The organism is Pseudomonas sp. NPDC099000 (assembly GCF_044759925.1).
In the GTDB taxonomy this organism is placed as follows: domain Bacteria; phylum Pseudomonadota; class Gammaproteobacteria; order Pseudomonadales; family Pseudomonadaceae; genus Aquipseudomonas.
Genome location: NZ_JBIWAF010000030.1, coordinates 16248 through 36033, shown reverse-complemented (window position 1 = coordinate 36033; position 19786 = coordinate 16248). Strand labels below are relative to the sequence as shown.

General features: G+C 59.5%; 23 protein-coding genes and 1 pseudogene. 12 read left to right on the top strand and 12 right to left on the bottom strand.

The window, feature by feature from the left end; genetic code table 11:
* Positions 1-28: 28 nt before the first annotated feature.
* Positions 29-847 carry a M48 family metallopeptidase gene (locus tag ACIQV9_RS24910; protein WP_403107211.1) on the bottom strand — a complete coding sequence of 273 codons (819 nt, stop codon included), beginning with the start codon at positions 845-847 and terminating at the stop codon, positions 29-31.
* Positions 848-1002: 155 nt separating this feature from the next.
* On the opposite strand from ACIQV9_RS24910, the pseudogene ACIQV9_RS24905 reads away from it, so the two are divergent.
* Both ACIQV9_RS24905 and ACIQV9_RS24900 read left to right on the top strand, forming a co-directional pair.
* A pseudogene (locus tag ACIQV9_RS24905) lies at positions 1003-2406 on the top strand (HAMP domain-containing protein); the annotation flags it as partial.
* Positions 2407-2418: 12 nt separating this feature from the next.
* On the top strand, positions 2419-3261 hold the full coding sequence (locus ACIQV9_RS24900) for a methyl-accepting chemotaxis protein (RefSeq protein WP_370654477.1): 843 nt from the start codon (positions 2419-2421) through the stop codon (positions 3259-3261).
* Positions 3262-3366: 105 nt separating this feature from the next.
* Here the strand turns inward: ACIQV9_RS24900 and ACIQV9_RS24895 are convergent, their stop codons facing one another.
* From ACIQV9_RS24895 to ACIQV9_RS24885, 3 genes are read right to left on the bottom strand one after another with little or no spacing between them, the layout of a single operon-like run.
* Positions 3367-3990, bottom strand: a complete 624-nt coding sequence (locus ACIQV9_RS24895; RefSeq protein ID WP_403107208.1) for an SOS response-associated peptidase — start codon at positions 3988-3990, stop codon at positions 3367-3369.
* A gap of 35 nt (positions 3991-4025) precedes the next feature.
* Positions 4026-4286, bottom strand: coding sequence for a putative signal transducing protein (locus ACIQV9_RS24890; protein WP_403107205.1), 261 nt, complete (start codon positions 4284-4286; stop codon positions 4026-4028).
* A 9-nt stretch (positions 4287-4295) separates the two neighbouring features.
* The gene (locus ACIQV9_RS24885) at positions 4296-4478 is read right to left on the bottom strand and encodes a CPXCG motif-containing cysteine-rich protein (protein WP_010458210.1); all 183 of its coding nucleotides are present in this window, start codon (positions 4476-4478) and stop codon (positions 4296-4298) included.
* Between the two features lie 139 nt (positions 4479-4617).
* Between ACIQV9_RS24885 and ACIQV9_RS24880 the strand changes: the two genes are divergently transcribed.
* The gene (locus tag ACIQV9_RS24880) at positions 4618-5784 is read left to right on the top strand and encodes a 1-acyl-sn-glycerol-3-phosphate acyltransferase (RefSeq protein ID WP_403107202.1); all 1167 of its coding nucleotides are present in this window, start codon (positions 4618-4620) and stop codon (positions 5782-5784) included.
* Positions 5785-5810: 26 nt separating this feature from the next.
* Here the strand turns inward: ACIQV9_RS24880 and ACIQV9_RS24875 are convergent, their stop codons facing one another.
* Complete coding sequence (locus ACIQV9_RS24875; protein WP_403107200.1) at positions 5811-6089, bottom strand: hypothetical protein; 279 nt, start codon at positions 6087-6089, stop codon at positions 5811-5813.
* Positions 6090-6281: 192 nt separating this feature from the next.
* Here ACIQV9_RS24875 and ACIQV9_RS24870 point away from each other — a divergent pair, with 192 nt between their 5' ends.
* Positions 6282-6488 (top strand): hypothetical protein, encoded by a 207-nt coding sequence (locus ACIQV9_RS24870; protein WP_010458215.1) that lies wholly within the window; start codon positions 6282-6284, stop codon positions 6486-6488.
* A gap of 175 nt (positions 6489-6663) precedes the next feature.
* Here ACIQV9_RS24870 and ACIQV9_RS24865 read toward each other — a convergent pair whose 3' ends face one another.
* The gene (locus ACIQV9_RS24865; protein WP_403107197.1) at positions 6664-7248 is read right to left on the bottom strand and encodes a YajG family lipoprotein; all 585 of its coding nucleotides are present in this window, start codon (positions 7246-7248) and stop codon (positions 6664-6666) included.
* A gap of 202 nt (positions 7249-7450) precedes the next feature.
* Here ACIQV9_RS24865 and ACIQV9_RS24860 point away from each other — a divergent pair, with 202 nt between their 5' ends.
* Positions 7451-7684 carry a hypothetical protein gene (locus tag ACIQV9_RS24860; RefSeq protein WP_403107194.1) on the top strand — a complete coding sequence of 78 codons (234 nt, stop codon included), beginning with the start codon at positions 7451-7453 and terminating at the stop codon, positions 7682-7684.
* A gap of 739 nt (positions 7685-8423) precedes the next feature.
* On the top strand, positions 8424-9932 hold the full coding sequence (gene mqo, locus ACIQV9_RS24855) for a malate dehydrogenase (quinone) (RefSeq protein WP_403107191.1): 1509 nt from the start codon (positions 8424-8426) through the stop codon (positions 9930-9932).
* Positions 9933-10102: 170 nt separating this feature from the next.
* Here mqo and ACIQV9_RS24850 read toward each other — a convergent pair whose 3' ends face one another.
* The 4 genes from ACIQV9_RS24850 to ACIQV9_RS24835 all read right to left on the bottom strand — a co-directional run bounded on the left by ACIQV9_RS24850 (position 10103) and on the right by ACIQV9_RS24835 (position 12139).
* Positions 10103-10390, bottom strand: a complete 288-nt coding sequence (locus ACIQV9_RS24850) for a PA4642 family protein (protein WP_403107188.1) — start codon at positions 10388-10390, stop codon at positions 10103-10105.
* A gap of 64 nt (positions 10391-10454) precedes the next feature.
* A complete protein-coding gene (locus ACIQV9_RS24845; protein WP_403107185.1) occupies positions 10455-10940 on the bottom strand; it encodes a hypothetical protein in 486 nt (161 codons plus the stop codon).
* Between the two features lie 164 nt (positions 10941-11104).
* Positions 11105-11578 (bottom strand): WbuC family cupin fold metalloprotein, encoded by a 474-nt coding sequence (locus ACIQV9_RS24840; RefSeq protein ID WP_403107182.1) that lies wholly within the window; start codon positions 11576-11578, stop codon positions 11105-11107.
* 3 nt (positions 11579-11581) lie between these two features.
* The gene (locus tag ACIQV9_RS24835) at positions 11582-12139 is read right to left on the bottom strand and encodes a hypoxanthine-guanine phosphoribosyltransferase (protein ID WP_042732257.1); all 558 of its coding nucleotides are present in this window, start codon (positions 12137-12139) and stop codon (positions 11582-11584) included.
* 163 nt (positions 12140-12302) lie between these two features.
* Between ACIQV9_RS24835 and upp the strand changes: the two genes are divergently transcribed.
* Positions 12303-12941 (top strand): uracil phosphoribosyltransferase, encoded by a 639-nt coding sequence (gene upp / locus ACIQV9_RS24830; protein ID WP_131059473.1) that lies wholly within the window; start codon positions 12303-12305, stop codon positions 12939-12941.
* A gap of 2 nt (positions 12942-12943) precedes the next feature.
* Positions 12944-14218 (top strand): uracil-xanthine permease family protein, encoded by a 1275-nt coding sequence (locus ACIQV9_RS24825; protein WP_131059474.1) that lies wholly within the window; start codon positions 12944-12946, stop codon positions 14216-14218.
* Positions 14219-14328: 110 nt separating this feature from the next.
* Here the strand turns inward: ACIQV9_RS24825 and hemH are convergent, their stop codons facing one another.
* Positions 14329-15354 carry a ferrochelatase gene (hemH, locus tag ACIQV9_RS24820; protein WP_403107178.1) on the bottom strand — a complete coding sequence of 342 codons (1026 nt, stop codon included), beginning with the start codon at positions 15352-15354 and terminating at the stop codon, positions 14329-14331.
* A 13-nt stretch (positions 15355-15367) separates the two neighbouring features.
* A complete protein-coding gene (locus tag ACIQV9_RS24815; RefSeq protein WP_403107175.1) occupies positions 15368-16270 on the bottom strand; it encodes a TIGR01777 family oxidoreductase in 903 nt (300 codons plus the stop codon).
* Between the two features lie 196 nt (positions 16271-16466).
* On the opposite strand from ACIQV9_RS24815, the gene ACIQV9_RS24810 reads away from it, so the two are divergent.
* From ACIQV9_RS24810 to ACIQV9_RS24795, 4 genes are all read left to right on the top strand, one after another.
* The gene (locus ACIQV9_RS24810) at positions 16467-17453 is read left to right on the top strand and encodes an NAD(P)/FAD-dependent oxidoreductase (protein ID WP_403107172.1); all 987 of its coding nucleotides are present in this window, start codon (positions 16467-16469) and stop codon (positions 17451-17453) included.
* A complete protein-coding gene (locus ACIQV9_RS24805; RefSeq protein WP_403107169.1) occupies positions 17450-17665 on the top strand; it encodes a TIGR02450 family Trp-rich protein in 216 nt (71 codons plus the stop codon). The genes ACIQV9_RS24810 and ACIQV9_RS24805 overlap by 4 nt, the downstream gene beginning before the upstream one ends.
* Before the next feature lie 216 nt (positions 17666-17881).
* The gene (locus tag ACIQV9_RS24800) at positions 17882-18844 is read left to right on the top strand and encodes a YbgA family protein (protein WP_403107166.1); all 963 of its coding nucleotides are present in this window, start codon (positions 17882-17884) and stop codon (positions 18842-18844) included.
* Positions 18844-19785: a MerR family transcriptional regulator gene (locus ACIQV9_RS24795; protein WP_403107163.1), complete on the top strand. Its 942-nt coding sequence runs from the start codon at positions 18844-18846 to the stop codon at positions 19783-19785. Before ACIQV9_RS24800 ends, ACIQV9_RS24795 begins: the two co-directional genes overlap by 1 nt.
* Position 19786: the final 1 nt, after the last annotated feature.

The window sequence follows — 19786 nt, the reverse complement described above, 5'->3', positions numbered from 1 at the left end:
AGGCGTCAGCGGCATCACCGCCTGACCATCAGGATTTCGGCGCTTTTTCGTACAACGGCATCACCTTCGGAATCGCTGCCTGCAACGAAGCAATCCGGCTGGAAGAAGCCGGGTGAGTGCTCAAGAACTCGGGTGGAGCGCCTTCCGAGGCTTTGCTCATCTTGTTCCACAACGTGATCGCCGCGTTCGGGTTGTAACCGGCACGGGCCGCCAGTTCGAGGCCGATCAGGTCCGCCTCGTTTTCATTGCCACGACTGTTGGGCAAGGTCATGCCGTATTTCGCCACGGTGTCCGCCAGGGCCAGGCTGTCCTGACCCAAGCCGAGCAACGCACCGGCGCCTTGCTTGGCCATCTCGACGCCATACGCCTTGGACATCGCTTCACGCCCATGCTCGCGCAGGGCGTGGGCGATTTCATGGCCCATGATCGCAGCGATTTCATCGTCGGTGAGTTGCAGTTTGTCGATCAGCCCCGTGTAGAAAATGATCTTGCCGCCAGGTCCGCAGTTGGCGTTGAGCTCGTCGCTCTTGATCAGGTTGACTTCCCATTTCCACTGGGCCGAATCCGGACGGAACACCGGCGCCTGGGCAATCAGCCGGTCGGCAATCGACTGGACGCGCCTGGCATCGTTGCTGGTCTTGTCCAGCACACCTTTGGTGTTCGCCTCTCCGACCGTCTTTTGATAAGACTGGGCGTACATCTGGTTGACTTCGTCGGTGGACAACATGCTGAACATGTACTGCTTACGCTCAACGCCCACGGCGCCACCGCTGGTGGTATTGACCGACTGACAGCCGGCAAGCAACAAACCTGCGCTCAGCGCACACACAACCAATGTCTTGTTCATCAAAAAACTCCCTGAAAACATGCCGCGTAGCCTAGGTGGTGAATTGTATCGACGCCAGATACATAGACGAGTAGACGCACATTTCAGACAAAGCTCTCATTGCTGTAGGAAAAATTTCACACAACGGCGCCCGCCACGGCCGATAACGGCCCGCAATGATCCATTTGCGACATCAAGCACCTCAAAACAGCCATTTCGCCCATCCCTGCTCATGGCCCTCCGGGCTCCTGCCGATACACCACCGCAGACGTCCTCTTGCGTGCGGAGCCCCCATGAAATTCAAGTCGATCCAGTTTTCCGTGGCCGCCCTCGCCGGTGCCATCGTTCTTAGCGTAGTCGCCGCGCTGGTGCTGTACGCACTGTTTTCCGGCGCCCGGACGCAAGACATGGTCCAGGAGCGGACCCAGGCGCAATTCGAGCAAGTCATCGAGCAGCGCCTGACCTCGCTGGCGCAAACCCAGGTCAGCCAGATCCAGCGCGAACTCGAAGCGCCGCTGCTGATCGCCGGCGGCCTGGTGCGGGTCAACGCGCTGATCGGTACGCCGGGGGCCGATGGCCAGCCGACATTGAGCCTGAGCCGTGAGCAGTTGATCAGCCTGATCAAGGAAAACGTGGTCAAGAACCCGAAAATTCTCGGCACCTATATAGGCTGGGAAAAAGACGCGCTCGATCACAACGATGCGGCCTACGTCGACACCAAAGTGGTGGGCATCGACGCCAGCAACGGGCGCTTCCTGCCGTGGTGGTTTCGCAACGAGGACGGCACCCTGGGCCTGGACAAACTGGTGGACGTCGACGACCAGAAAACCCTGTCCACCGGCGTGCGCGCCAGCGAGTACTACCTGTGCTCCAAGGAAACAAAAAAATCCTGCGTGATCGATCCGGCGCCCTACAAGGTCGGCGACAAGATCGTCATGCTCGCCTCCTTTATTGAACCGATCATGCTCAACGGCGCCTTCCAGGGCATCGTCGGCGCCGACCTGTCGGTGAACTTCATCCAGGAAATGTTGCTGGGCGCGAATCAGAAACTGTACAGCGGCGCAGGGGAAATGGCGCTGATCGGTGGTAATGGCCGGATCGTTGCCTACACCAAGGACCCGAGCAAATTCGGCGAGAAGGTCAGTGACATTCTCGACAGCAAGCAGATCGCCAACATGGCCAACCTCAAACGCGGCGAAGTGACCTACACCGTCGACAAGGCCCAGGGCCGGATCGAGTTGTACCTGCCGTTCGGCATCGGCCAGACCGATGCGCGCTGGACCTTGATGCTGCAACTGCCATTGAACGCAGTGATGGCCGACCTGCAAAAACTGCAGGGCGACCTGGATGCTCAGCGCAAGTCCGACACCTTCGGCATGGCCATGGTCGGTTTGTTGATCGCCGGTATCGGTTTGCTGGTGATCTGGCTGGTGGGTCACGGCATTGCCCGCCCGCTCAAGCAAATGGTGGCGATGCTCGACGATATCGCCAAAGGCGAAGGCGACCTGACGCGCCGCCTGACCAGTGATCGCGCCGACGAACTGGGCTCGATCGCCAAAGGCTTCAACACATTCCTGGCCAAGCTACAGGCGATGATCACCCAGGTCGTGACCTCGGTGCAGAGCGTCAGCGACTCGTCGGAACACACCGCCGACATTGCCATCCGCACCAACATCGGTGTGCAGAAGCAAATGGCCGAGATCGATCAAGTGGCGACGGCAGTGCATGAAATGACCGCCACCGCCCAGGACGTGGCACGCAACGCGACCCAGGCTGCGCAAGCCGCCAGCCATGCCGATCAGGCAGCGGCCCAGGGCATGCAGATCGTGCGCGACACGTCGAATTCGATTGGCGTCCTGGCGATTGAAATCGGCAAAGCTGTCGGCGTAGTGCAGACCCTGGCCAAGGACAGCGAGAACATCAACGCGATCCTGACCGCCATTCGCGGGATCGCCGAACAAACCAATCTGCTGGCCTTGAACGCGGCCATTGAAGCGGCCCGCGCAGGCGAACAGGGCCGGGGTTTTGCAGTGGTGGCCGATGAAGTGCGCAATCTGGCGCAGAAAACCCAGAAGGCCACGGAAGAAATCCAGACCATGATCCAGCAGTTGCAACAAGGCACTCGCGATGTGGTGCGAGTGATGGAGGACAGCCAGAACCGCACCGATGAAAGCGTGCAACATGCGGCGAAAGCGGCCGAGGCCCTGGAGACGATTACTCAGGCGGTGTCGGTGATCAATGACATGAACACGCAGATTGCCAGTGCGGCCGAGGAGCAGAGCGCGGTGGCGGATGACATCAACCGCAACGTGATCAACATCGGGCAAGTGGCCAATGAAGTGGCGGGCGGGGCGGATGAATCGAGTGCGGCGAGTGCGGATTTGACCAAGCTGGCGGAACAGCAGCGGCGGTTGATCAATCAGTTCAAGGTTTGATCCGAGGACCCCATCGCGGGCAAGCCCGCTCCCACAGGTTTTGTGAGCGCCATAAATCCCTGTGGGAGCGGGCTTGCCCGCGAAGGCGTCGGCACAGGCGCCGAATCAACCCGGAGTCAGACACTCCGGCCCATTCAGCTTCGGATCATTCACGAGATTCGCCAACACCCGCTCGCGCAACGCCGCAGGTTCACTGGCCAACAACGCCTGCAACGCATGCAAAGGTGTCTCGGGATCAAGCCACGCCGCCTGCCCTGCCTCATCCAGAATCAACGGCCGACGCTGGCTCGCCGCCGGTTGCGTGATCACTGCCGTGCTCAGCCACACCTGCTCCTGCACCGGATACGCTTCCCAGATTGCCGCAAAAAACAAGGTCGAGCCTTCTCCCGGCGTCAGCCAATACGGGCGTTTGCGGGTCGTGCCGCGCCATTCGTAAAAACCGTTGGCCGGCAGCAGGCACCGGCGTTCGCGCAAGGCCTGGCGAAACATCGGTTGTTCAGCGACGGTTTCGGCCCGGGCATGGGCCGGGGTGCGGGACAGGTCGGTCAGCCACGGCGGCGTCAAACCCCAACGCGCCCGGGCCAACTCACGCTGAGCGTCTGCGCCGGCACGCAGCATCAGCACCGAATCGTTGGGGGAAATATTCCACTGGGCCTGCTGATCGGCGGGGAAGCCAGGCAGGGCCGCGAAGGCGGGGTTCCAGCGAAACAGGGCATAACGTCCACACATGGGGCAACACGACTCTCAATAAAACGAACGCCAGCCTAACAGACCAGCGTGCCGGGAAAACTGTCCGGTTCATCACCGGGCAGTGGCAGCGCGGCATTGTACGCGGTGATCAGCTCCCGGGCGTATTCAGCCTGGTCGTTGTCCACCGACAAACCCAGCAGGCCGAAGATGGGCAATTCGCCGGTCCCGCCGATTAAATCGCGGCCCTCCAGATGCGCCTCGATGCCCTCACTGGCCAGCATGCCTTGCAGCAACTCCCCTTCCATCAGGTTTTCCGGCTCGTAGATTCGCTGCATAGACGCCCCTTACTCGTTTTCACTGAACACTTCGAGGTGCCATTCCTCTCCGTCCACCTGCAACACAAACGTTATCGGCCGACAGCACACCTGACAGTCCTCGATATAGGTCTGATCGCCCCCGGACAGGTCCACCGTTGTCTCGACCTCTTCACCACAATACGGACATTCATACAACGCAGGTTCCAGCATCGCGGTCTCCCAGGTGACTTGTGCGTATAATCGCCGGTCTATTTGCAGGGCTATTTTTGTCTGGCTAACTTTTCAGACCGTGCCCCGTTGGTTTTCGATCAAAACCTTTACTTACCCTAGCCGTTTCTAACAAGAGAGCATGATGGGCGAATTCGATGCCATCCGACCTTACGACGACAGCGAAGTCCCAGCGGTGCTGGACCGACTGCTTGGCGACAAGGCGTTTCTAGATATCCTCATCCACTTCCGCTTCCCGCGTTTTGCCGGTGCTTTCGGCTGGGCGCTCAAACCTCTTATAGCTCATCGGCTGCGCCGTGAGTTCTCCGGCGTCACATCGGTGGCGACGTTGCAGGATAAAGTCGAGATGTATGTCGACCACACCATCGAGCGAGCCACGGACGGTGTGACGTACACCGGCGTCGAGCAGTTCAAGTCCGGCAGCGCCTACCTGTTCATCGCCAACCACCGCGACATCGTGATGGACCCGGCCTTCGTCAACTACGCCGTGTACCACGCCGGCCTGCCGACACCGCGCATCGCGATCGGCGACAACCTGCTGCAAAAGCCCTTCGTCAGCGACCTGATGCGCCTGAACAAGAGCTTCATCGTGCACCGCTCGATCACCGGGCGTCGCGAGAAGATGGCGGCGTATCAGCTGCTGTCAGCCTACATCAACTACTCGATCCGCAACGATTGCGCCTCCATCTGGATCGCCCAGGCCGAAGGCCGGGCCAAGGACGGCGACGACCGCACCGAGTCGGCGATCCTGAAGATGTTCCACATGAGCCGCAAGGACGAGCCGTTCGGCGAAGTCATCCGCTCGCTCAACGTCAGCCCGGTGTCGATCAGCTACGAATACGACCCGTGCGACCAGGCCAAGGCCCGCGAGCTGTTCATCCGCGCCACCACCGGCAGCTACACCAAAGTCCCGGGCGAGGACGACGTCAGCATCGCCAAGGGCATCACCGGCTACAAGGGCCGGGTGCATGTGAACTTCGCCGCGCCGATCACCGAACTGTTCGACGACACCAAACAATTGGCGATCGAAATGGACCGGCAGATACTCGGCGGCTACCGGTTATTCCCGGTGCACTACCTGGCTTACGCTCAGTGGAAAGACGCTGACCCGCAACTGCAGGTGCCAAAAGCTGCCGAGGTGTTTGCAGCGGATGAACTGGCCAAGGCCCAGGAAGAATGGCAGCGTCGTCTGGAAGCTTGTCCCGAGGAACATCGTCCGTATCTGGTGCTGCAATATGCGACGCCGGTGCGTAATCAGTACCGTGTGAAAGCGGGACTGCCGCTTTAAAGCAAGATCTTTTGCGTTTCGGCGACTCAAACGCGGGTGCTGATCCACGACACCAGCAACGCCAACCCCAGGCACGCGAAACCAAAGCGGTAGAAGAACCGGTTCATACGCAAGGTCGCCCAATCCAGCGTGGGTTCTTCGCTCGGGCGACTTTGACGCTGGGCGACCAGGCTGGCCATTGCGCGTTGTTCACGGCGCCGAGTGGCATGCAGCAACCAGCCGCCCGGGAAGGCCAACAGCAAGGCCAGCAGGTTGATCAATTTGGCGGGATGGTGGGTGAACAGCGAAATCAAATGCAACGACATCACGGACCTCGGCAAAACAGGTGTGGCCGACGCCGAACCGGCGACTGCGGCGCGGATTCTACCGAAAGCCTGTCCCCCTGCCCTGCCTTTCCGACAAATAACGAACCATTTGACCAAATGCTGCCCTGTGTCACGGCTCCGTCATCTGAATACGCCAGTCTGGCGACCCTCGAAACCGACACGGACACCGTCATGCTGCACGCCGAAAACCAGGACCGCCTCTACCTCATCGCCCAGAGTGACGAACAACAAAACCTCGTAGGAAGCCTCGCCTTTAATGTTCAAGACCGCCACTGGCTGGTCTATTGCGCGCTGGGCGGGCATCAACATGCGGATTTGCCGGAGACGGATTTGCTGACCGGGGTGAGCGTGCTGGATTTTTATTCGCAAGCGGCTTGACCACAGAACACCTGTAGGAGCGAGGCTTGCCCGCGAAGGCGGTCTGACATTCAACATTTGAGTCGCCTGAAACACCGCTTTCGCGGGCAAGCCTCGCTCCTACAAAGGGTGGTAGCCAGGCATGAAAAAGCCCGGGGCCATTGCTGGCACCGGGCTTTTTTGAATATCGCGAAAGTTATTCGCCGAGAACCTGACCCACAGTCGGATCCTTGAACAGACGCGTCAACGCATCGCTCAGCACATCGCTGACCAGCTTGGTATTGGTTTCCTGATTCGGCGCCATACCAAAACGCTGATCCAGGGACGCACCATAACGACCGCTGTAGCGACGATTGGCATTCTGCACATCGGAGCGGAAGGTTGCGCCGATGGTCGCTTCAGTCACGTACATGCCTTCTTTAGGCGACTGATACTTCAGCTCGGCCAGGGTCACGGTCAACTGCGGAGCATTCAGCGCATTGGAGGTTGGGGTGAAGCCCAACAACCGCACGGCCGCTTCGGCCTGAGCCTGCAACTTCGGCAGAATCTGCGCGCCCTGCACGGTGATCGCGCTGGTCTCAGGGTACAGGCCACCACGGGTGCCCAGCGTTGGCGACGGACGACCGTCCACTACGCGCACCACCACCGGCTGGCCATGGCCGACCGGGGCCAGCTGAGTTGTCAGCTTGGGTTCAGGGTTCAGTTGTTGCGGGCTGTGGGCGCAGCCGACCAGAGTCAAACTGGTCACAGTGATCAAACCGAACAACAGGCGTTGCAACATGCGCTTCTCTCCAGAATCAGGCACTAAGGCCCGCAGTATAGCGGTGGGCCACTGCGGCTAACTAGCTTCATGCAGCGATTACTGAAATCTCTGACACACCCTTCAGACCGCGGTTCCTGTCACACATTTTTCACCTGCCCTTCACATGTACGTCACGACTCGCTGCCAACTTTGTCGGTAGTCACCCACAAGGTACGTCGCCATGCGCTATCTCATCTCGCTGTTCGCACCACGCCCGTTGCACCGCTGCTTTGCCCTGCTCGACCGCAATGGCCACTGCCAGGCGTTCAAGCAGTGCAGCCTCCAGCCGATGGGCGATGGCTGGGTCGAAATCGAAGAAATCCGCCTCAACTGGCTGCACCATCCGCTGCCGCCTAGCGCCCGTGTCAGCCAGCGCCAGCCACGTGCACGGGTGCAACATCTGTTGACCACCTGACCAGACGCCTAATAAAAGTCATTAAACACGTCCATTTCCCTGCGTTTCTTAGATACAATCTCCCCCCGATTATAAGGACGTCTCCTGATCGGGCCTCGCAGCATCGTCAATGCTTCGGTATTGGCACCCCGCACCGCCCACAGAGAGCCGCCCACACAGATCGAGTGAAGCTGGCGCGCTTGCTGTTCCTTGAGCAAAAACCCCACTTTTCGCGAATCTGCAGAGCTGTCATTACGCTCGGTTACTGAGCTGTTTGCCCGTTTTGCCTGTCATGTATCCCATGACGGCAATCCATCCGGGCACAGTGCCAGGCTGGGACAGCCCTTTTTTGAGGTTCACGTCTTCAAAAGAGCGTGAAAAAAACGGGTTTTCACAACTTCACAAGAGTGTGGCGAGCAAATGAATAGTTTTGCGTCTGAACATGCACCATTAGCGTCTGAAACAGCCCAACGACACAGGACCGAGTACTCCTCGAACACCGGAGCCTGAAGCCTGTCCGCTACGGATTTGGTTGCACAAACGGATGTCTCGACCATAAGTCGAATTGCCAGCCGCGTGCTGAGATGAGTTCATGTAACTCTTTAGACGCGGCCGCATGCATCCGTCGAAGTTGCGAAAAATTGCGAAGATTCGGACATGGCGACACTGGCCATGGGTACCTGGGGCATCACTGACACGCCCCTGAACACCTGGCCGCCATGCCGACAATTTGGTGCTGCAGATTTTGGAGACGCGTTAAATGGCGCATAACGAAGCAGTCGACGTAGTACTGGTTGGGGCCGGCATCATGAGTGCCACCCTTGCCGTACTGCTCAAAGAACTCGACCCCGCGATCAAGCTGGAAGTTGTCGAGCTGATGGATTCCGGTGCCGCGGAGAGTTCGAATCCGTGGAACAACGCCGGTACCGGTCACGCCGGGCTGTGTGAGCTCAATTACACGCCGCAGGCGGCCGACGGCAGCGTCGACATCAAGAAAGCCGTGCACATCAACACTCAGTTCGAAGTGTCGAAGCAGTTCTGGTCCTACCTGACCAAGAAAGGCACGTTCGGCTCGTGCAAGACGTTCATCAGCCCGGTGCCGCACCTGAGCTTCGTGCAGGGCAATGATGGCGTTTCCTTCCTCAAGGAACGCTTCAAGACCCTGAGCAAGCACCACGCCTTCTCGGACATGGAATACACCGAAGACAAGGCCACCATGGCCGAGTGGATGCCATTGATGATGCCGGGCCGGCCAGCCGACGAAGTCGTCGCAGCCACCCGCGTCATGAACGGCACCGACGTCAACTTCGGCGCCCTGACCAATCAACTGCTCAAGCACCTGACCAGCGCACCCGATGCCCAGGTCAAGTATTGCAAGCGCGTGACTGGCCTCAAGCGTAACGGCAGCGGCTGGACCGTCAGCATCAAGGACGTCAACAGCGGCAACTCCCGTGACGTCGACGCGAAATTCGTGTTCCTCGGCGCTGGCGGCGCGGCACTGCCGTTGTTGCAGGCCTCGGGCATCGAAGAAAGCAAAGGCTTCGGCGGCTTCCCGATCAGTGGCCAGTGGCTGCGTTGCGACAACCCGGAAGTGGTCAAGCATCACCAGGCCAAGGTCTACAGCCAGGCCGCGGTGGGTTCGCCACCGATGTCGGTGCCGCACCTGGACACCCGCGTGGTCGATGGCAAGAAGTCCCTGCTGTTCGGACCTTATGCCGGTTTCACCACCAAGTTCCTCAAGCATGGCTCCTTCATGGACCTGCCGATGTCGGTTCGCGCCGGCAACATCGGCCCGATGCTGGCCGTGGCGAAAAACAACATGGATCTGACCAAGTACCTGGTCAGCGAAGTGATGCAGTCGATGGAGCAGCGTCTGGACTCCCTGCGTCGCTTCTACCCTGAAGCGAAAGCCGAAGACTGGCGCCTGGAAGTGGCCGGCCAACGGGTGCAGATCATCAAGAAAGACCCGAAGAAAGGCGGCGTTCTGCAGTTCGGTACCGAACTGGTCGCGGCCAAGGACGGTTCCCTTGCCGCCCTGCTCGGCGCGTCGCCAGGCGCTTCGGTGACCGTTTCGATCATGCTTGAACTAATCGAAAAATGCTTCCCGAACAAAGCATCCAGTGAGTGGGCTGCCAAACTGGCGGAAATCTTCCCGGCTCGGGAAAAGGTCCTGGAGACCGACGCTGCGCTGTATCGCAAGATCAATGCGCACAACAACGTCGCCCTGGAACTGGTTGAAGCCAGTAACGAGACCGAAAGCTACGCTTGATTCGGCCGCATGAAAAACGCCCCGTTCTCAGTGAGAGCGGGGCGTTTTTTTGTGAACATTTAAAAGATCGCAGCCTCGTTTCACTCGACAGCTCCTACAGGATTACGCGATCCCTTGTAGGAGCTGTCGAGTGAAACGAGGCTGCGATCTCTTGATCTTATCTTTTGATCTTAACCGCGAGCCTTGGCAATCAACTCGATGTATTCGGCCGCGTTGCGCTGATCCTTGATCAGGGCGACGAAGTCATTGCCGTGCTCATCCTTGCCATCCAGGTCATAACCGGCCTCGACGAAGAACGTCAGAAAACGCTCGAAGTCATCGATGCGCAGGCCACGGTAGGCCTTGATCAGTTTGTGCAGGGACGGCGAAGTGGCGTCGACCGGTTCGAAATCGAGGAACAGCTTGATCTGCTCATCGCCGATCTCGTCACCAATCACTTGCTTCTTATCTTTACGCATTGCCGACTCCAGCTCGCAGACATTTCACGGGGGGGGGCAGTTTACCCCTCCCTTGCCACCGGGCTCAACGCGGACGAACAGCGCCCGTGTGCAGATCGGCCCAGACATGGCCGTTGGCGTAGCTGAGGAACTGGCAATACACCGTGTCATTGCGCAACAGGTCGATCACCACCCGGTACTGTGCCATCGGGTAAAACAGCGTCAGGGTTTTGCTTTTTTCGTCGTAGATCGGCTTTTTCAGGCTTTTGCTTTCGCCGTCGAAATTGACCAGCACCTGATTGATGGTCGCGCCCTTGTTCAGGGACTTGCCCTTGAGGCGGATCAGCAAAGGGGAAGTAACAGGAATCGGCTGCTGGTTGGACTGACGCTGGCTGCCAATCACCACTGAATACTCGGTGACTTGCAACAGCTGTTGCTGCTCGGGCTCTGCGTCACGCAAGGTCAGGTCGTCAGGCGGCAGGAACTGCGCGTGCATCGGCGCCGGGGCGGCCGCCAGAGGCAGGCTGAGGGTCAGCAACAGGGCGGCGCAGCTGCGGATCAAAAGGCTCATGACGGGCTCCGAAGGGCGGGGCCGAGCACTCTAGCATGGGTACTTGTAGGAGCGAGGCTTGCCCGCGAACGCGGTGTGTCATTCGATAACCAAGGGGCTGACACACCGCCTTCGCGGGCAAGTCGGATCGCCGCACCGCTCGCTCCTACAGGGGGTACTGCGTATCAATCGAACTGCGCGCGCATCCAGGCCTGATACTCGGCCACACCAGGCTCGCCTTCACGTGGCGCCCACGGAGCAAGCTCACCCTCGCCGACCGGGCGATAAGGGCCAGCTTTGCACTCGAACATCACGCTGTCGGCTTCCAGCACGACCAGGCCATGGAATACACCGATGGGCAGGTCCACGCCGACACAGTCCCCCCCAGCGACGAGGACTTGTTTGTTCACGACCACGCCAGACTCATCAAAGATCAGCAAACCGAGCCGCCCCTTGAGGACCAACAAGGTTTCGGCCTTGTTGTCGCCCAAGTGTCGGTGAGGCGGGATATACGTGTTTGGCTGCAAGCCCACCGCCATGCGATGGCAAGCCTCTTCCATCTGATGGAAGTTGTGATGCTGGCGCCCACGCGGATTGGCCGCAGCCTTCTCGGCCAATTCAGTGAAAAGTGTTTGATCAAGAAAGCTCGGCGTGGCCAATGATTACATTCCTTTAACAGCAAAAATCCCGTTGGCGTTACGCCAGTAGCCCTTGTAATCCATACCGTAACCGAAAATATACCGGTCGATGCATGGCAGGCCGACGAAATCGGCTTTCAGGTCCGGGCGAGCCTTGCGGTCGTGGTCCTTGTCGATCAGTACGGCGGTGTGCACAGCGCGGGCACCAGCGTGTTTGCAGAAGTCGATGATCGCGCCCAGGGTGTGACCTTCGTCGAGGATGTCGTCGATGATCAGTACGTCACGGTCGATGAACGACACTTCCGGCTTGGCTTTCCAGAACAGGTCGCCGCCGCTGGTTTCGTTGCGATAACGGGTGGCGTGCAGGTAGGACGCTTCCAGCGGGAAGTTCAGATAGGTCAACAGTTTTCCGGAGAAAATCAGGCCGCCGTTCATCACGCAGAACACCACCGGATTGCTTTCAGCCAGCTGCTCGTTGATTTGTGCACCGACGCGGGCGATGGCCGCCTCGACTTCAGCTTCGGTGTACAGGCAGTCAGCCTCTCGCATGATTTGACGGATATGCTCGAGATCAGCGGACATGGCGCTCTCCAGGGGGGACTGATTAAGGAAAAGCGGGCAAAGGTACGCATCCCGCACGGCCAGATCAAGCGTTTGTGGACTAACGTACTTTATGTCTATAGGACAACACCCTCGGATAGATTAATCTAGGCCGGTTTTTTTGCCCGCCGCCGGAGCCTTTCCCATGCCCATCCTCGAGATCCGCCATCCGCTGATCCGTCATAAACTCGGCCTCATGCGCCGCGCAGACATCAGCACGAAGAATTTCCGTGAGCTCGCTCAGGAAGTCGGTGCCCTGCTGACCTATGAAGCCACCAAAGACCTGCCGCTGGAAAGCTACGACATCGAAGGCTGGTGCGGCACTGTGTCGGTGGAGAAAATCGCCGGCAAGAAAATCACCGTGGTGCCGATCCTGCGCGCCGGCATCGGCATGCTCGAAGGCGTGCTGAGCCTGATCCCGGGCGCCAAAGTCAGCGCCGTCGGCGTGGCCCGCAACGAACAAACCCTGCAGGCCCACACCTATCTGGAAAAACTGGTTCCGGAAATCAACGAACGCCTGGCGATGATTATCGACCCGATGCTCGCCACCGGCAGTTCCATGGTCGCCACCATCGACCTGCTGAAAAAGGCCGGTTGCCGCGACATTCGCGCGATGGTGCTGGTTGCCGCGCCGGAAGGCATTGCCGCTGTAGGCAAAGCGCACCCGGACGTGATGATCTACACCGCCTCCATTGACGAAAAACTCAACGAACACGGTTACATCATCCCAGGCCTGGGCGATGCCGGTGACAAGATCTTCGGTACCAAGCAGAAGGACGCTTGAGCATGCAGCAAGAGTTCAACGATCCGCTCTGGCGCACGGTGCTGTCTGGCGCACAGATGCTGTTCGTGGCCTTCGGCGCCCTGGTGTTGATGCCGCTGATTACCGGCCTCGACCCGAACGTGGCGCTGTTTACCGCAGGTCTGGGGACGATTCTGTTCCAGATCGTCACCGGGCGTCAGGTGCCGGTGTTCCTGGCGTCGAGCTTTGCCTTCATCACCCCGATCATTCTCGCCAAGGGCCAGTTCGGCCTCGCGGCGACGATGGGCGGCGTGATGGCGGCGGGTTTCGTCTACACCTTCCTCGGCCTTGCCGTGAAGATCAAAGGCACCGGTTTCATCGACCGTCTGCTGCCACCCGTAGTGATTGGTCCAGTGATCATCTCGATCGGCCTGGCCATGGCGCCGATTGCCGCCAACATGGCGATGGGCAAGGCTGGCGATGGTACCGAGCTGATTCATTACCAGACCGCGATGCTGATTTCGATGCCGGCGCTGCTGACCACCTTGATCGTCGCGGTGTTCGGTAAAGGCATCTTCCGCCTGGTGCCAATCATTTCCGGCGTGCTGGTCGGTTTTGCCATGGCGTTCTATTTCGGCGTCGTCGACACCGCCAAGATCGCCGCGGCACCGTGGTTTGCGATTCCGCACTTCACCGCGCCGGAATTCAACTGGCAGGCGATTCTGTTCATCGTTCCGGTAGCCCTGGCCCCGGCCATCGAGCATATCGGCGGGGTGATTGCCGTCGGCAGCGTGACCGGCCGCGATTACCTGAAGAAGCCCGGCCTGCACCGCACCCTGCTCGGCGATGGCATTGCCACCACCGCTGCCGGTCTGTTCGGCGGCCCGCCCAACACCACCTACGCCGAAGTGACGGGCGCGGTGATGCTGACCAAAAACTACAACCCGAAAATCATGACCTGGGCGGCGATCTTTGCCATCAGCCTGGCGTTCGTCGGCAAGTTCGGCGCACTGCTGCAAAGCATCCCGGTGCCGGTGATGGGCGGGATCCTGTGCCTGTTGTTTGGTTCGATCGCTGCGGTGGGGATGAACACGCTGATTCGCCACAAGATCGACCTGGGCGAGGCGCGCAATCTGGTGATTGTCTCGGTGACCTTGGTGTTCGGGATCGGCGGTGTGCTGGTCGGCACCGGGACGGGCCCGGACGACTTCGGCCTCAAAGGCATCGCGCTGTGCGCGGTGGTGGCGATCGGGCTGAATCTGCTGCTGCCGGGCAATGACAGCTGGAAGCACAAGAAGGCGGATGAGCCGCTGCTCTGAGTGAACTGATCGTTCCCACGCTCTGCGTGGGAATGCCTCTAGGGACGCTCCGCGTCCAGTGACGCGGAGCGTCACGGGCTACATTCCCACGCAGAGCGTGGGAACGATCATCAAAGGGCCAACGGCGCTCGTTCGCACAAGGTGTTCAACGCCCGCGCCCACTGCGGATCATCGTTGAGGCACGGCACCAGCACCAATTCCTCTCCCCCCGCCTCGCGGAACAATTCCTTGCCGCGATCACCGATTTCCTCAAGCGTCTCGATGCAATCGGCAACAAATGCCGGGCACATGACTAGGACTTTCTTCACGCCCATCCCGGCCAGTTCATCGAGGCGCGCCTCGGTGTAGGGTTCGATCCATTTCGCCCGGCCCAGACGCGACTGGAACGACACTGACCACTTGCCATCCGCCAGCCCCAGCCGCTTTGCAAACTCGGAGGCTGTGCGCAGGCATTGGGCGCGGTAACAGGTCGCCAATACTTCTGGCGAAGCGTTCTGGCAGCAATTATCGCTTTTGAAGCAATGGTGACCGGTAGGGTCGATCTTGGTCAGGTGACGCTCTGGCAAACCGTGGAAGCTCAGCAACAGGTGATCGTAATCCTGCTGCAAATGCGGCTTGGCGCTGGCCACCAGTGCATCGAGGTATTCCGGTTGATCGTAGAACGGCTGGAGAATCGAAAACTGCAGGTCGAGCTGCTTTTCGCGCACCACCCGCTTGGCTTCCTCAATCACCGTGGTCACGGTGCTGTCGGCGAACTGTGGATAAAGCGGCGCGAGGGTAATGTTTTTGTGGCCCTGGGCCGCCAGCTGGACCAGTTTCGTCTCAATCGACGGCTCGCCATAACGCATCGCCAGCTCTACCGGCCCGTGGCTCCAATGGGCAGTCATGGCCTGTTGCAGGCGACGGCTGAGCACCACCAGCGGCGAGCCCTCCTCCCACCAGATCGACGCGTAGGCGTGGGCCGACTGCTCAGGACGTTTGATCAGGATCAGCGACACCAGCAAGCGACGCACCGGCCATGGCAAGTCGATCACGTAGGGATCCATCAGAAATTGATTGAGGTAACTGCGCACATCCGCCACCGACGTGGAGGCAGGTGAACCCAGGTTAACCAGAAGCAATGCGTGATCGGTCATGCAACGTCCTATTTCAGAGGCGGCGGGACAGGTCGTCCAGGGCCGCGCGCAAATCGGTGAATTGGAAAGTGAAACCCGCTTCCAGCAAGCGCGCCGGTACGGCCTTCTGGCCACCCAGCAACAGCAATGACAGTTCACCCAGGCACACTTTCAGGGCCAGGGCCGGCATCGGCATGAACGCCGGGCGGTGCAGCACGCTGCCCAATGTCTTGGCGAACTCGCTGTTGCGCACCGGTTTAGGCGCGCAGGCATTATATGGACCGCTGGCGTCATTGCGATGCAGAAGAAAATCAATCAGGGCGATTTGATCGTTGATATGAATCCAGGGCATCCACTGCCGACCACTGCCCAGAGGCCCGCCCAGCCCCATTTTGAATGGCAGCAACAGCCGCGACAAAAAGCCGCCCTCGGCAGACAGCACCAGACCCGTTCGAATCAGGATCACCCGTATACCCATGGCCTCGGCGCGCTGGGCGGTTTCTTCCCAGGCAATGCACAACTGACTGGCGAAATCATCGATGGACGGCGGAGACACTTCAGTCAGCTCACGTTCGCCACTGTCGCCGTACCAACCAATGGCAGAACCCGAGATTAACACCTGCGGTTTCTGCTCGCGGGTTTCGAGCCAGGCCAGCAAGGTTTCGGTCAGGGTGATGCGACTGCTCCAGAGCAAGGCTTTGCGCCTGGACGTCCATAGCCGATCGGCAATGGGCGCGCCCGCCAGGTTGATAATCGCGTCCACCGGTTCTTGCCCGAGGTCTTCGAACAACGCGACGCCGCGAACCTGGGCACCGCAGATTTTCGCGACTTTTTCCGGCGTGCGGCTCAAGACTGTCAGACGATGTCCCTGGCTCAACCAGTGTCGGCAGAGTTGACGTCCTATCAAACCAGTACCGCCGGTCAGCAATATGTGCATGACTTCTTCCTCGCGTGGCGTTTTACCCTGATCACTAGTCTATTTTTATAAGCAGGGATCTTTGGTATCGGGCAGTGTCTGTGTTTAACAATAGGCCAAGCTGTCAGATCGAGAACGCTAAAAGTTATACCAAAAAACAATATTGTACAGGTTTAAACCACGGCGTAGTCTGTACAGAAAGGTAAACGAGGCCCCTATGACTGTACCTATCGCAATCATCGGCACCGGCATCGCCGGGCTCTCAGCCGCCCAGGCCCTGACAGAAGTCGGGCACATCGTTCAACTTTTCGATAAAAGCCGCGGCAGTGGCGGACGCATGTCGAGCAAGCGCAGCGATGCGGGTGCCCTGGACATGGGCGCACAGTATTTCACTGCCCGCGACCGTCGCTTCGTCACCGAGGTCCAGCGTTGGCAATCCAACGGCTGGGTCGCTGAGTGGACGCCGCAGCTCTTTACCTTCCACGGCGGCCAGCTCAACCTGTCGCCGGACGAACAGACGCGCTGGGTCGGAACGCCGCGCATGAGCGCCATCACGCGCGGCCTGCTCGGCGATCTGGAAGTGCATTTCGCCTGCCGGATCACCGAGGTGTATCGCGGTGAAGAACACTGGCATCTGCAAGACGCCGAAGGCTTCACCCATGGTCCGTTCAGTCACGTGGTGATCGCCACGCCGGCACCTCAAGCCACGGCACTGCTGGCCTCCGCGCCGAAACTCGCCGGGGCCGCCGCCGGAGTGAAAATGGAGCCGACCTGGGCGGTGGCGCTGGCGTTCGATACTCCGCTGGATACCCCCATGGAAGGTTGCTTCGTGCAGGACAGCCCGCTGGACTGGCTGGCGCGCAACCGCAGCAAACCCGGGCGCGACAACACCCTCGACACGTGGGTGCTGCATGCGACCAGCGCCTGGAGCCGGCAACATATCGACTTGCCCAAGGAGGCCGTGATCGAGCAACTCCACGGTGCATTTGCCGAGCTGTTACACAGCGCCATGCCCGCCCCGACCTTCAGCCTCGCGCACCGCTGGCTCTATGCGCGCCCCGCCAGCAGTCACGAATGGGGCGCCCTGGCCGATGCCGATCTGGGCCTGTATGTGTGTGGCGACTGGTGCTTGTCCGGGCGTGTCGAAGGCGCCTGGCTCAGTGGCCAGGAAGCTGCGCGACGGTTGCATGAGCACTTGCAGTGAATAGAATCAATCCGAGTAAATTGCTGCTGTCGAAATGGACAGCAGCCCACCCGCAAAACCGCGAAAAACATTTTCTGGTGACCGAGCTGTTCCGCGATGAGGAAGGTACGGTGCTGGACGTCGAGTTGCAGGCGGTTCTGACCCAACGCAGTCAGCGTCTCGCCTGGCAGTCTCTGAAAGATAGCGACGGCTGGATACTCGGCTGGAAATAGATCCTGTGGGAGCGGGCTTGCTCGCGAATGCGGGGTGTCAGAAGAGACACGGGAGACTGATACACCGCATTCGCGAGCAAGCCCGCTCCCACATGAGAATTGCACTCCTCTCGAAAACTTATACAAATAATTTGACTTGTACACCTTTGAATCTATGATGAAGACAAAGTTGTACAGAGTTACCACTCTGTACAGGTCTGGATTCGAGGTGCTCCGATGCATGAACAACCAGCGACCCTACCGAAAATCGCCATCAGCGCCTGCTTGATGGGTGCGCAGGTGCGTTTCAACGGTGGGCACAAGGAGTCGCGCCTGTGCAGCCGAACCCTCACCGACTATTTCGAATTCGTACCGGTGTGTCCGGAAGTCGCCATTGGCCTGGGTATCCCTCGCGAACCGATCCGCCTGATCGGAGACCCCGAACATCCCGAAGCCGTCGGCACCGTCAACCCCGGGACCAACGTCACCCGACCACTAGCCGAGTACGGTCAGCAAATGGCTGCGGAGCTGGACGATATCTGCGGCTACATCTTCATGCAGAAATCCCCGTCCTGCGGACTCGACCGGGTCAAGGTCTACCACGCCAACGGCGTGCCAGTGGACGGTGGTGGACGTGGCATCTACGCCCAGGCGTTCTGCGCTCTGCACCCTGACTTGCCGGTGGAAGAAGATGGCCGCCTCAACGACCCGGTACTGCGCGAAAACTTCCTTACCCGCGTGTTCGCCTACAGCGCCTGGCAGCAGTTACTGCAGGAAGGGATAACGCGACGCGGCCTCACGGAGTTTCACTCGCGCTACAAATACCTGCTGATGGCCCATAACCCGGTGCAATACAAAACCTTGGGTAACCTGCTGGGTAACATGGGCCAGACCGATCCTGCGGAACTCGGCCCGCGCTATTTCAGCGAAATGATGGAGGCATTGAAAAAATGCGCCACGCGCCGCACCCACACCAACGTCCTGCAACACATCAGCGGTTATCTCAAACAGGTCATCAGCCCTGAAGACAAACAGGAAGTGCAGCACGTCATCGGCCAGTACCGGCACGGCATCGTGCCACTGGTGGTGCCTCTGACGCTGCTCAAACACTATTTCCGCCAACACCCGGATCCCTACATCGCGCAGCAGGTTTACCTTCAGCCGCACCCGGAAAACCTCAGCCTGCGAAACGCAATCTAATGAAAAGCCCAATCGACACCAGCGCCAGCGAAGACCTTGGCGCCGACTTCAAGAAAGCCCTGGACGAAGGCTGGTTGCCAATTCGCGAAGTGGCGCGCCAGACCGGCGTGAACGCCGTGACCCTGCGTGCCTGGGAACGACGCTACGGGCTGATCGTGCCGCAGCGCACACCCAAGGGGCATCGCCTGTTTTCTGCCGAACACGTGCAACGGATTTTGACCATCCTCACTTGGCTCAATCGCGGCGTGGCCGTGAGTCAGGTCAAGCAGCTGCTCGACACACCGCAGGCCTTTACCGAAACAGTCGAAAACGATTGGCAGGTGCTGGGCCAGACGCTGCTGCAAGCGGTGACCCAACTCAATGAGCGCACGCTTGATGACACCGTCAATCAAGCCATGGCGCTGTATCCGCCCCGCACCTTGTGCGAACAACTGCTGATGCCGTTGCTGGCGGAACTGGAACAACGCTGGCAGGGCCAGTTTGGCGCGCAGATGGAGCGGGTGTTTTTCTTCTCTTGGCTGCGCAGCAAATTCGGTGCACGCATCTACCATAACAACCGTCAGTTACGCTCCGCGCCATTGTTGTTGATCAACCATTCAGACCTGCCACTGGAACCTTGCCTGTGGCTGACCGCGTGGCTGATCAGCAGCGCCGATTGCCCGGTGGAAGTGTTCGACTGGCCGCTGCCGACGGGCGAACTCGCGCTGGCGGTCGATCACCTGCAAGCCCGCGGCGTACTGCTGTACTCCAGCAAAGCCATGAACATTTCGCAGCTGTTGAAACTTTTGAATGGTGTCAGTTGCCCAAAAATGATTGCCGGACCAACGGTATGCATCCACCACGCTGAGCTGTCCGTAAGAACTTCCGAAATCACTGATTTGTTCCTGGCTGAAGACCCGCTTTCGGCTCATCAGGAACTGGTCAAGCGTGGGCTTATTTAAT

Excerpts from the sequence above, each read along its gene's own strand:
- ACIQV9_RS24850 (WP_403107188.1), bottom strand. The coding sequence starts at position 10,390 with ATGCGTAAAGATAAGAAGCAAGTGATTGGTGACGAGATCGGCGATGAG.
- ACIQV9_RS24815 (WP_403107175.1), bottom strand. The coding sequence starts at position 16,270 with ATGCACATATTGCTGACCGGCGGTACTGGTTTGATAGGACGTCAACTC.
- ACIQV9_RS24810 (WP_403107172.1), top strand. The coding sequence starts at position 16,467 with ATGACTGTACCTATCGCAATCATCGGCACCGGCATCGCCGGGCTCTCA.
- ACIQV9_RS24865 (WP_403107197.1), bottom strand. The coding sequence starts at position 7,248 with ATGTTGCAACGCCTGTTGTTCGGTTTGATCACTGTGACCAGTTTGACT.
- upp (WP_131059473.1), top strand. The coding sequence starts at position 12,303 with ATGCCCATCCTCGAGATCCGCCATCCGCTGATCCGTCATAAACTCGGC.
- ACIQV9_RS24910 (WP_403107211.1), bottom strand. The coding sequence starts at position 847 with ATGAACAAGACATTGGTTGTGTGTGCGCTGAGCGCAGGTTTGTTGCTT.
- ACIQV9_RS24880 (WP_403107202.1), top strand. The coding sequence starts at position 4,618 with ATGATGGGCGAATTCGATGCCATCCGACCTTACGACGACAGCGAAGTC.
- ACIQV9_RS24900 (WP_370654477.1), top strand. The coding sequence starts at position 2,419 with ATGATCACCCAGGTCGTGACCTCGGTGCAGAGCGTCAGCGACTCGTCG.
- ACIQV9_RS24825 (WP_131059474.1), top strand. The coding sequence starts at position 12,944 with ATGCAGCAAGAGTTCAACGATCCGCTCTGGCGCACGGTGCTGTCTGGC.
- ACIQV9_RS24870 (WP_010458215.1), top strand. The coding sequence starts at position 6,282 with ATGCTGCACGCCGAAAACCAGGACCGCCTCTACCTCATCGCCCAGAGT.
- ACIQV9_RS24875 (WP_403107200.1), bottom strand. The coding sequence starts at position 6,089 with ATGTCGTTGCATTTGATTTCGCTGTTCACCCACCATCCCGCCAAATTG.
- ACIQV9_RS24895 (WP_403107208.1), bottom strand. The coding sequence starts at position 3,990 with ATGTGTGGACGTTATGCCCTGTTTCGCTGGAACCCCGCCTTCGCGGCC.
- hemH (WP_403107178.1), bottom strand. The coding sequence starts at position 15,354 with ATGACCGATCACGCATTGCTTCTGGTTAACCTGGGTTCACCTGCCTCC.
- ACIQV9_RS24860 (WP_403107194.1), top strand. The coding sequence starts at position 7,451 with ATGCGCTATCTCATCTCGCTGTTCGCACCACGCCCGTTGCACCGCTGC.
- mqo (WP_403107191.1), top strand. The coding sequence starts at position 8,424 with ATGGCGCATAACGAAGCAGTCGACGTAGTACTGGTTGGGGCCGGCATC.
- ACIQV9_RS24890 (WP_403107205.1), bottom strand. The coding sequence starts at position 4,286 with ATGCAGCGAATCTACGAGCCGGAAAACCTGATGGAAGGGGAGTTGCTG.
- ACIQV9_RS24795 (WP_403107163.1), top strand. The coding sequence starts at position 18,844 with ATGAAAAGCCCAATCGACACCAGCGCCAGCGAAGACCTTGGCGCCGAC.
- ACIQV9_RS24845 (WP_403107185.1), bottom strand. The coding sequence starts at position 10,940 with ATGAGCCTTTTGATCCGCAGCTGCGCCGCCCTGTTGCTGACCCTCAGC.
- ACIQV9_RS24800 (WP_403107166.1), top strand. The coding sequence starts at position 17,882 with ATGCATGAACAACCAGCGACCCTACCGAAAATCGCCATCAGCGCCTGC.
- ACIQV9_RS24885 (WP_010458210.1), bottom strand. The coding sequence starts at position 4,478 with ATGCTGGAACCTGCGTTGTATGAATGTCCGTATTGTGGTGAAGAGGTC.
- ACIQV9_RS24835 (WP_042732257.1), bottom strand. The coding sequence starts at position 12,139 with ATGTCCGCTGATCTCGAGCATATCCGTCAAATCATGCGAGAGGCTGAC.